Source organism: Bacillus cereus group sp. Bc010, assembly GCF_027716745.1.
GTDB classification, from domain to species: Bacteria; Bacillota; Bacilli; order Bacillales; family Bacillaceae_G; genus Bacillus_A; species Bacillus_A pacificus.
On the sequence record NZ_JAQFUY010000045.1, the window covers coordinates 19,308 to 29,161 of the forward strand.

The following is a 9,854-nucleotide window of genomic DNA, read 5'->3' on the forward strand; positions in this document are numbered from 1 at the left end:
TCTTATTCGTTAAAATATAATTATCAGACACATCTTTCTCAATATGAATCATGATTTATTTTTCATTTTCATATTAAAAACTACCAATAAACAGTGTATGCTATTTATAAGTTGTTTTATTTCCTTTAAGGCCGAATTCATTCGGTCTTATTTTTTGTGTTGTAAATACTTTTACAGGAGGCATTCCATTTCACTTATGAACATAACGAAACTAAACGATCGAATAGAAGCGAAGAAGAAAGAGTTGATTCATCTCGTTGAACAATATGGATTCACTCATCATAAAGTAATTTCTTTCAGCCAAGAATTAGATCGTTTACTTAACTTATTAATAGAAATCAAGACGAAGAAAAAACGTTGCTCTTTATAACCGTTACCTTCTCTTTTTTGATACGATAGAACTAGAATCAGAAAGGAGCCATCTATGTTTATATTAAAAGACGTTACATATAAAGATATACTGCACATTCCTTATTTACAGATTCAAAAAGAAAAAATCACATGTATAATCGGTGAGAGTGGGAGCGGAAAAAGCACATTGCTCCGTATGTTAAATGATCTACAATCTCCAACATCTGGAACAATTGAATATAACGGAAAATTGATTTCTGACTATCCCCCTATTCAATTACGACGTGACGTAGTCATGCTTGGGCAAACGCCACCTATTTTCGATGGAACCATTAAAGACAATCTATTAATGGGACTTCGTCTTTCTGAAAAAACATTTCCAAATGATGCCGCCTTGCGAAGTGCATTAACGACTGTTAGCTTAGAAAAAAATTTAGAAGACAACGCTAATTCATTATCAGGCGGGGAAAAACAACGACTTGCTTTTGCACGTATCGTACTTATGGATCCACCTGTTTATTTATTAGATGAACCAACTTCGGCGCTAGATAGCGATACAGAACGACGCGTTATGAAACAATTCACTACGCTAGCAAGAGAAAAGAACAAAACAGTTATCGTTATCACACACTCGCAACAACTTCCAGAAGAAATTGCAGACGATATTATTGAGATTAGTAAAGCAAACGGTGCAACTAGAAAGGAAGTGCTCTCAGTTGAAGGGCGTGATTGAACTCCAAATTTGGCAACTTGCCGCTGCATATATTTTTATTCTTATTTTAATCGGGCTCGTGAAATTAAAAGGGATACCTCGCGAAAAACAAATCGCACTCGCAACGTTCCGTATGACGATTCAGCTCGTACTCGTTGCCTATGTCCTTACATACGTATTTGAAAACAGTAATCCATTTTATACAATTGCTCTCATTACTTCTATTACTACCTTTGCAATTTTTAATATTTATAAACGAGTTAATATCCCAATGTCTAAAGAATTAAAACGAGTAGCCGCTCTTTCCATGGTCGCCGGATCAATTGGGCCACTTCTACTATTTATCTTTGTTATTATCGGACACGATCCGTGGTATGCACCGCAATATATCGTTCCGATTACCGGAATGTTAGTTGGGAACGCGATGACAGGTGTTTCTCTCGGTGCAAATACGTTCTTAAACAATATGAAATCGCAAAGAGGTCAACTCGAGGGGGCACTTATGCTCGGTGCCACACCGAAAGAAGCCGCTGCTCCGCTCATACGCGACGCTTTTGACTCTGCTATTTTACCAACAATCAATTCTATGGTCGGAATGGGAATTATAAGCTTACCGGGCATGATGACCGGTCAAATCTTATCTGGTGTATCACCATTTACAGCCATTCAATATCAAATTGCCATTATACTCGGTATTTCAGGAAGTACCGCTTTTGCTGTTATTATCTTCTTGCAGCTTGGATATAAAACTTTCTTTAATAAGCGGTGTCAGTTGAAGGAGATTGACTATGGCGGACGGTAATCTGGCTTTTTGCTCGGTAAATGATGCACCTTTCTCGGTGAGTGAAATTATATCGACGATTTTTCGAATATATCTATCATAACTCAAAATATATCAACGATTTTTGAAATATATCGACGATTCGACAAGGAATATCGACTTACCGACAAAAAATGACAATAAACAAGAGGAGGCTAGTCGCCTCCTCTTGTTACTTACGCCTTCTTAACGAATTGTGATTTTAACTTCATAGCTCCGAAACCGTCGATTTTGCAATCAATATCGTGATCACCATCAACTAGACGGATACTCTTTACTTTCGTACCGATCTTCACAACTGAAGAAGTTCCTTTTACTTTTAAATCTTTAATGACAGTAACAGCATCGCCGTCTTGAAGAACGTTTCCGTTCGCATCTTTTACAACTTTTGCACCATCATTATTTTCAGTTTCTGCTTCTTGGCCCCACTCATGAGCACATTCTGGACATACGAAAAGAACGCCATCCTCATACGTATATTCTGAATTACATTTTGGACAATTTGGTAAAGTAGCCATAAATTCATTTCCTCCGTTCATTATTTATACGTAAAAATCAAAATTGATGTTTACATCTCGATAAATAAAATTTGTACAGCATTTCTTTATAGTGCCATAGTCTCACGTTATTGACAAGCCTACCTGGAATTCTCATTTTTTATTGTATTTTACAAATTTTTAATTCGTATGGTATTTTGTATTCACATATTTCGTTAATTAGTTTATTCGACATGTACTTCTTCCATCCAACTACTTGTCTTAGATTTCACTACTATTAAGTGCTCGTTTTCCCATTTTAGTTTACCTAAAAATCTAGAGTAGACTACTTCATTCCCTACTTCTTCTACGAGTAATTTATTTACCACTCTTAGCCCTTTATCGTTATACACTTCACACATTAGCTGAAATCCTTCCGAACGATGAATTCCTTTTAATATAGCCGTTTTCTTTCGGCTTGGGCTCTTCTTCGGCGTTTTATCCACCAAAAATACAATCTCATAATTCTCTTTCTCTATTTCTTGAAGCGCCTCATTCACATGCGCTTTAATCATTTCTATTGATAGTTTTGAATATTTTTCAATAGCTGGTACGACATAGAGGTGAACCAAATCACAAAAATGCTTATATTTCTCCTCAACTGATTTCATATTTAAAAATTGCATATAATCATAAGGTAGGTATATACAAATCTTCCACAAATCCCCACGTAATTCATAAGAAGTATCTTTATTAGAATTGGCTAGACAATATATATCAATATTTTCTACAGTTCCTAATCCAAGATTGAAACTACTTAACTTCTTTGAAAAAAGCAATTCAAAAATTCTCATTTCATGTAATCGATTATAATGTTTTTTAGGACGTTTTTTAGGACGTTTTTTAGGACGTTTTTTAGCCCAATCATAAAAATGAACATCCATCATACTACCTTTTCCCCCTAACATTATTTACTTTTCTAATATACAAAAAGAAGAACCCTCACAAGATTCTTCTTTTCAAAATGGACGAGTTCTCACTAGAACCCCCAACCATTTTCTTCGATGTAAAATTGATACTCTTCTAGCTCATCTTCACTTAACTTCTTATTATTCTCATATACTTCTTGCCATTCAAAATAGTCTTCACTAAAATAAACAGCAAATTTAATTTTCACATTTTTCTTCTCTGTATAATCATAGCCAGTAAATTCTACTACATCATAATCTTGTTCTTTCTTCACAAACTTCCAAGTCGGATTATCCGTCATAATCTCTAAAGTCACACCTTCACCACTTGAACGAACAACATTTTTAATATTTGGCTCAGTTGGTAATAAGGAAAGTCCAAAGGTTGCTCCGCCAAATACTAACCCTACTATTATGTGTAAACCAATCATACCAGCAAAACTAGCTCCACCCTTTGATTGTAAATAATATGCCTTCTCATGATCTGGCATATCTTCTCCCTTATGTAATACACGAACAGCGTGCTTATAATATAAACGGTTTCCTTGCCATCCAGTAAATATCATCATTCCTAATTGAAAAACTAGACCAATTGATAAAAAAATTCCATCTGGAATGTCTATAAAAGGAGGTATAAGTATACTAGGAACCGATAATAACATAAGGATAATAAAAAAGTTATACATTTTACGATAAGCTAACCAAAAAGGTGGGAAGAAAAAGGCTACCCAATTCCACGTATTCCCTTGCGCTGGATTTTCTACTTTGCCCCACTTAAAGTCATAATAAGCTGTATTCTTTTGAACAACTTTATGTAATTCTTGTGGAGAAATCGTTTTTTGTAAAACAGTGTCCTTCACGTACATCATCCTTTTCTCATATCTACATACGTGTATTTTATAGAAATAAAAAGAAGGAATCTAACAAAAAGTACATATATTTCATAAAAATGAATGGAAATCGAATATATTCCGACAATTATCCGTTTCTTATTCCATTTTACTTTTAAATATATTAGAATACTTATGAATAATATGTTTAATACACTAGGTTAAGGATTTTATATATACAAAAAAGATGTCTCATTTTTTTGAAACACCTTACTAACTTTTTATTATTTCAAATTACCTTTCACTTTCTCAATACTATCTTCTATACGTCCCGCTATGCATTCAGGCTCCCATTTTAAAATCCTTTTGCAGATATATAAGAAACTCCAACCAATCTTCTTTAGGATTCACATCATCAAAGTATTCGAATACATCCATATTTTATCCCTCTTTCTATTGCTCGTTATTCAAACTAACTATAATATATGACATAAGATTCTTAAAACTATTATTTGAGGTGATCCAATATGAAGACTACAATTTGGACAGAAGATGATTATTTAAAACTAACACCCATTAACGACGAACTAATCAAAAAAGCAGAAGAAGTACTGAACGTAAAGCTTCCTGAATCATACATAAACCTTCTAAAAGAACAAAATGGAGGAACACTGCGCCTTGATGCTCACCCTACTTCAGAGCCAAATTCTTGGGCAGACGATCACGTTAATGTGTCTGGCTTATATGGCATTTCTTTTGATGAAAATGAATCTAGTATTTTAGAGAGTCATTATTTAATTCAAGAATGGGAAATGCCTGAGAATCTCGTACTTTTATCGGGGGACAGGCATACGTGGATTGCATTAGATTATCGAAATGTGGCTGAAAATCCTCCAGTTATATTTATTGATAATGAAGTTGAGCAAATTATTGAATTAGCACCTAACTTTGAAAGTTTCTTACAAAACTTAACTACATATGAATATGACGAAGAGTAAGCCTTATTCTAAAGCGGTACAAAGTTCCATGGCAAATTTACATGCTGCTTTAAAACCGCTTGGTTTTAAGAAAAAAAGACATACATTTTGCAAAACTGAAAACGGATTTTATAAACTCATTAACATACAAAAAAGCCAGTTTGAAGATGACTTCTATATACATATAGGAGTTCATCCTATCGGTCTCCCGCAGCTTATCACGGACCAATTACTAATTAAAGAAAACATCTCAATATTCGATTGCATTCTGCGAACGAGAATAGAGCCTATACATATGAAACAGAACCAGTTATTGCATAATGTTTCACATGAAACTATCGACATTCCAAATTATCTTTCTACTATTTTCGACTGGTTTCAAGTGTGGGCATCTTATGAGAATTTAGTAAAAACAAATATACATTCCGTTACTTCGGTACTAGCCGTCGTTCCAATATTACAGGAAAAAGCGTTTCTGCTTCTTACTTGTTTCTCTTTCTACAATTTAAAGCAGTACGAGCAAGCTAATCACTACTTACAGCAATATTTGCATTGTGCTGTACATCTTAATACCGAGGAAAAAGAGCAGGTATTCTTTCGTGAAGTTGATATGTATATGAAAAAACTAGTAGAAGGTGCAATGTGAAATTACATTGTACCTTCTACTAGTGCTTTATATTCCTCTTGTAACTTTTTAAATTCCTCTTCATACTTTTGTATCTTTACCGTATCCGTTTTCGAATTAAGAAGTGGTCTTCTTCTCCCAATCACCATTATATTTTTTCCTTCTATTGCATCGTTCATATATACGTATGGTTTGAAAAATTCACATTCCGTATATGGCAATGCCACAGATAATTTTGCATACTCTTCCACCTTAAATTGATTAGATAAGCTTAACTCCTTTAAATTTTTCAATTGTATTAACGGTTCTAACGAATCATCTTTAACCTTTAAATTCATAAGAGTAAGCTTTTTCAAATGTTTTAATGCAGCGAGTGGCTGCAAAGTTTGTACTTTCATCGTTGTATTTATCCCACCGCCCATATAAAAGGTATTGAGTTGTGGACACTTACTTAAGGCACTTAAATCTTCTAGCTTAGAAAAATCATCAATTAGTAAAGATTTGAGTTGCTTATTATACGCGATATCCCATAACGTCTTCGCTTTGGTATTCCAGCACATATACAACTGTTGTAAATCTGATAATTTCTGAAGGCTACTTAAATCCTCGACCCGCATTTCGTAAACATATAATATATCGGGACGAGCATACGTAAGAATATGCTCAAACTGCTTTTGATTTACTGCGAAAATCCATAATTTCTTAACTTGCAAAGATGCTAGTCGTTCTATATTTTTTGTTTTCCCCTCAATCGCTACTTCTCCTAAATCGCCAGCTATACCCGCTAAGTCTTTCGTAATCTTCGGCTGATCACCTATCGGAAACATTTTATCCTCCACTACAACTCCCAAGTAATATTCATCTCTTCAAATGAATCCTTACATACTTCCAATCCTTCGTCATCATCCGTCCCAATCATCGCCACTTCTTCTTTAGACAACATCATTTCCTCGTTTGGATTTTTGATTTTTCTCTCATACACAAGTTGTAAAAGCTCTATTTGTTCCTCTGTTAGCTCATACTCTTCTTCCAATCTTTCCATCGCTGATTCCGTATCAAGTAATGGGATTTCCAATAAAAATCCGCCATGCTCTTCCATCTCTTCAAATGAATCGATTGAATATGCACCGCTCTCATCAATCCAAAATGCTGCTGTAATGAAAGGAACTGTTTCACCTTCTACTTCTTCCAATACGTATTGAAGCGCTTCCTCTTTCGCAATTTCTAACACTTCCGAAGGTGCCCCTTCAAAATAATTTGCCGCATCAATCCACTCATCAATTCTTTCACTATTCACATCTTGAAGACATACGATCGTATAATCCGGATGAAACGTAATTGTCCCTCTTCCGCCTTGGCTATCTTGCATACTATAGTTACATCCATCCCATGAACTTTCATGTGAGAAATCAGGATCATGTGCTACAAAAATTGCATTTGCAATCGAATTTAAGATGCAGCCTTTCCATAATTGTTCCCTATCTATATGTAATTTATATTTACTCATCATCTTCCTCCACACACATATTTTTTCTATTATCTTTCCTCTACATAATACTTGTAAAGCCTTTTCTACCTACTACAAAATAGAAAAGACGCCCTTTCAAAAAGGCGCCTTTTTTACAGTTGAAAATTTACTAATAAATTAAATGAATTGTTTAATACATGAATTCCAATTGGAACGAGTAAATTGTTTGTTTTCTTATAGGTGTAGGCTAAACATATCCCTATACCAAAAATATATAAAATACTCCCTACTGTAAAGGGATGCCCTAAAGTAAATATGAAAGCACTTATAACGGCACTACTAAGTGTAGAGAAGCGCTGAGATAATGTCATAAAAAACATCCCTCGGAATACAAGCTCTTCCCAAATCGGCGCAAAAATCGTGAGTACAACTACATATAAAATGATTTCATTTTTAGTAGGCTCTATTACTATATTAGATTCACCCACACGAAGCCCATGTGGTAAAACTAAATTTAATACCGCAAGATATATAAGCAATACGATCATCGTCATTATTATTGTTACATAATGTTTTGAGTTATTGAATTGTATTGATTTTATTAAATGCACACAGTAATTTCTTGCTGGTGCATACATTACAATAATCATACAAAACGTGAAGGGTGAAATGAGATGATTTACATACCACGGATATAATGAGAATTCATATAAAAAGTTCAAATAACCAATTCCATACATTACCCCAAAAATAATTCCGATTATACCGATTACTTCTAGCATACTCATTTGTACATTCTTTTCTTTATATGTAACTAATTCCGTTTCCATCCTATCCCCTCCAGTATAATTAAACTTTTAAAACCATTATATACCAATTCCAACACAAAAAGAGACGATACAATTTACTGTATCGTCCACTTCCCTCTACACGTCTCAATTAAATGCAATAAAAATCTCTTCGTCATATCCGCTCTTCTCCACCTTGAGAGCATTCGCTTTTCTTTTGGATTCTGCCGTATTCTCTCTACTTCTTTTAATAAAGGTCCCCATTCTTCCGATGAATGTTCTAACAAGTATTGTAGTCCTCTATCTTTTGAAACGATTGTTTTATGATCTAGTGTATATACAATACGACCCATCGTAACGACCGCTGATTCTACCCATTCTTCTATAAAGAATAAATATGGCTGCTTCGCCTTCCCGCTCCAGTACTGTTCTACGTTGTATTTCATCGTATTTACTACATCATCCCACCTTATTTGGAACGAAAGGTCTTCTGCTTCTTTCCCGATCACTGTAATACCTTGATTTTTCAATGTCCACCATGTGACTGCATTAATATCCCAATGTCCTATATTCGCCTTACCATCTGCACAATACACGTACTCATTCATTTCATCATTGTATTTTCCTAAATCAGCAAGCGGAATATACATACCATCCATTCTTTTTCCTAACGTACTACCACTAAGTTTCTTATGAAGCTCTACAAGTTGCTGTTTTTCAGCTTCATTCACGGGATCACTTATTACCGTGACAAAATCAACATCGCTCGTTTCTGCATGAAATGCACCGAGTGCGATGGATCCGTAAATATATACCCCGACTATTTTTTCATCTAAAAAAATTTCTTTCAGTCCTCCTATGTACTGCTCCATCAACTGCTCTACTTCTTTCGGTAACGCATACTTCACATCTATCCCTCCAATAAAAAAAGCCTTTGCAAATTCGCAAAGGCTTCCTGCTTTATAAATATTTCTCGATTTCTTCGTAAACATCCTTCAAACGAGGATTTCCTTCTCCAACAATTTCTCCATTTACAAGAACGACCGGATAAAATAAATCTTCCTCCACTACGCGCTCTGCGAATGCTTTTTTATCTTCATCTTCTTGTTCTTCTTGAAAATCAATATACTCGAAATTAAATTTATTTTCTTGTCCTTCATATTTACGACCAATCGCCGCTTGTAACCACTCAAACGTTTCTGTTGAAGATGGCATTCCAACGCAGCTCGCACAAATTACTTTCGTCCCATACACTTGCACATTAACCATTTCTTCTCCCCCACTTCTTGTTCTAACAGTATATTCAGATACCTTATTACATAAGCACATCATTTTACAAACTCATTCCATACCCCTATACTGAAAAAACACGTTGTAAACATGATAAAAAATTTCGGCAATAAAACAAGAACAGAAAAAATAGATTTTCCCCTCTATCTTGATTATAATAAAACTGATGAAAGGAGTCGATAAAAATGGAAAACCCACATATGCAAGAACAAGTACTAGAAGTATTAGATAAATTACGTCCATTCTTACTTCGCGATGGCGGAGACGTTGAATTAGTAGACATTGAAGAAGGTATCGTAAAATTACGCCTTATGGGTGCATGCGGAAGCTGCCCAAGTTCTACAATCACACTAAAAGCTGGTATCGAACGCGCATTACTTGAAGAAGTACCAGGCGTTATCGAAGTAGAACAAGTATTTTAATTAAAAGCGGAAGCGGCTCGTTCAAAGCCACTTGCTAAAAGGAGACCAAATTTTGGTATTATCCCCTTTAGGTAGACAGTAAAAAAAGAGTCCATCTGGTATGATGGACTCAATACTGTTTTATCTG

At 34.8% G+C, this 9,854-nt stretch carries 14 protein-coding genes; 6 read left to right on the top strand and 8 right to left on the bottom strand.

Annotated features, from left to right (window positions below):
• The first annotated feature begins 196 nt into the window (after positions 1–196).
• From PDQ68_RS26135 to PDQ68_RS26145, 3 genes are read left to right on the top strand one after another with little or no spacing between them, the layout of a single operon-like run.
• Complete coding sequence (locus PDQ68_RS26135; protein WP_016718807.1) at positions 197–370, top strand: aspartyl-phosphate phosphatase Spo0E family protein; 174 nt, start codon at positions 197–199, stop codon at positions 368–370.
• Between the two features lie 54 nt (positions 371–424).
• Positions 425–1,084 carry an ABC transporter ATP-binding protein gene (locus tag PDQ68_RS26140; RefSeq protein ID WP_016718808.1) on the top strand — a complete coding sequence of 220 codons (660 nt, stop codon included), beginning with the start codon at positions 425–427 and terminating at the stop codon, positions 1,082–1,084.
• Positions 1,068–1,865 carry an ABC transporter permease gene (locus tag PDQ68_RS26145; protein ID WP_016718809.1) on the top strand — a complete coding sequence of 266 codons (798 nt, stop codon included), beginning with the start codon at positions 1,068–1,070 and terminating at the stop codon, positions 1,863–1,865. Before PDQ68_RS26140 ends, PDQ68_RS26145 begins: the two co-directional genes overlap by 17 nt.
• A gap of 194 nt (positions 1,866–2,059) precedes the next feature.
• Here PDQ68_RS26145 and phnA read toward each other — a convergent pair whose 3' ends face one another.
• The 3 genes from phnA to PDQ68_RS26160 all read right to left on the bottom strand — a co-directional run bounded on the left by phnA (position 2,060) and on the right by PDQ68_RS26160 (position 4,193).
• Complete coding sequence (gene phnA / locus PDQ68_RS26150; RefSeq protein ID WP_048528370.1) at positions 2,060–2,401, bottom strand: alkylphosphonate utilization operon protein PhnA; 342 nt, start codon at positions 2,399–2,401, stop codon at positions 2,060–2,062.
• A 203-nt stretch (positions 2,402–2,604) separates the two neighbouring features.
• Positions 2,605–3,306, bottom strand: coding sequence for a hypothetical protein (locus tag PDQ68_RS26155; protein ID WP_270787092.1), 702 nt, complete (start codon positions 3,304–3,306; stop codon positions 2,605–2,607).
• A gap of 92 nt (positions 3,307–3,398) precedes the next feature.
• Positions 3,399–4,193, bottom strand: coding sequence for a DUF2628 domain-containing protein (locus tag PDQ68_RS26160; protein WP_061183230.1), 795 nt, complete (start codon positions 4,191–4,193; stop codon positions 3,399–3,401).
• Positions 4,194–4,684: 491 nt separating this feature from the next.
• On the opposite strand from PDQ68_RS26160, the gene PDQ68_RS26165 reads away from it, so the two are divergent.
• Positions 4,685–5,155 carry an SMI1/KNR4 family protein gene (locus PDQ68_RS26165; RefSeq protein WP_061183229.1) on the top strand — a complete coding sequence of 157 codons (471 nt, stop codon included), beginning with the start codon at positions 4,685–4,687 and terminating at the stop codon, positions 5,153–5,155.
• A complete protein-coding gene (locus tag PDQ68_RS26170) occupies positions 5,142–5,780 on the top strand; it encodes a DUF4304 domain-containing protein (protein ID WP_201027248.1) in 639 nt (212 codons plus the stop codon). The genes PDQ68_RS26165 and PDQ68_RS26170 overlap by 14 nt, the downstream gene beginning before the upstream one ends.
• Before the next feature lie 2 nt (positions 5,781–5,782).
• Here PDQ68_RS26170 and PDQ68_RS26175 read toward each other — a convergent pair whose 3' ends face one another.
• The 5 genes from PDQ68_RS26175 to PDQ68_RS26195 all read right to left on the bottom strand — a co-directional run bounded on the left by PDQ68_RS26175 (position 5,783) and on the right by PDQ68_RS26195 (position 9,284).
• Positions 5,783–6,586: a leucine-rich repeat domain-containing protein gene (locus tag PDQ68_RS26175; RefSeq protein ID WP_061183227.1), complete on the bottom strand. Its 804-nt coding sequence runs from the start codon at positions 6,584–6,586 to the stop codon at positions 5,783–5,785.
• An 11-nt stretch (positions 6,587–6,597) separates the two neighbouring features.
• On the bottom strand, positions 6,598–7,266 hold the full coding sequence (locus PDQ68_RS26180; protein WP_061183226.1) for a hypothetical protein: 669 nt from the start codon (positions 7,264–7,266) through the stop codon (positions 6,598–6,600).
• A 113-nt stretch (positions 7,267–7,379) separates the two neighbouring features.
• Positions 7,380–8,057 (bottom strand): CPBP family intramembrane glutamic endopeptidase, encoded by a 678-nt coding sequence (locus tag PDQ68_RS26185; protein ID WP_061183225.1) that lies wholly within the window; start codon positions 8,055–8,057, stop codon positions 7,380–7,382.
• A gap of 74 nt (positions 8,058–8,131) precedes the next feature.
• A complete protein-coding gene (locus PDQ68_RS26190) occupies positions 8,132–9,007 on the bottom strand; it encodes a nucleotidyltransferase domain-containing protein (protein ID WP_472926916.1) in 876 nt (291 codons plus the stop codon).
• Entirely contained in the window at positions 8,976–9,284 is a 309-nt protein-coding gene (locus tag PDQ68_RS26195; RefSeq protein WP_000248590.1) for a YuzD family protein, read from the bottom strand. The genes PDQ68_RS26190 and PDQ68_RS26195 overlap by 32 nt, the downstream gene beginning before the upstream one ends.
• Positions 9,285–9,490: 206 nt before the next feature.
• Between PDQ68_RS26195 and PDQ68_RS26200 the strand changes: the two genes are divergently transcribed.
• The gene (locus PDQ68_RS26200) at positions 9,491–9,727 is read left to right on the top strand and encodes a NifU family protein (RefSeq protein ID WP_000431159.1); all 237 of its coding nucleotides are present in this window, start codon (positions 9,491–9,493) and stop codon (positions 9,725–9,727) included.
• Positions 9,728–9,854 lie beyond the last annotated feature (127 nt).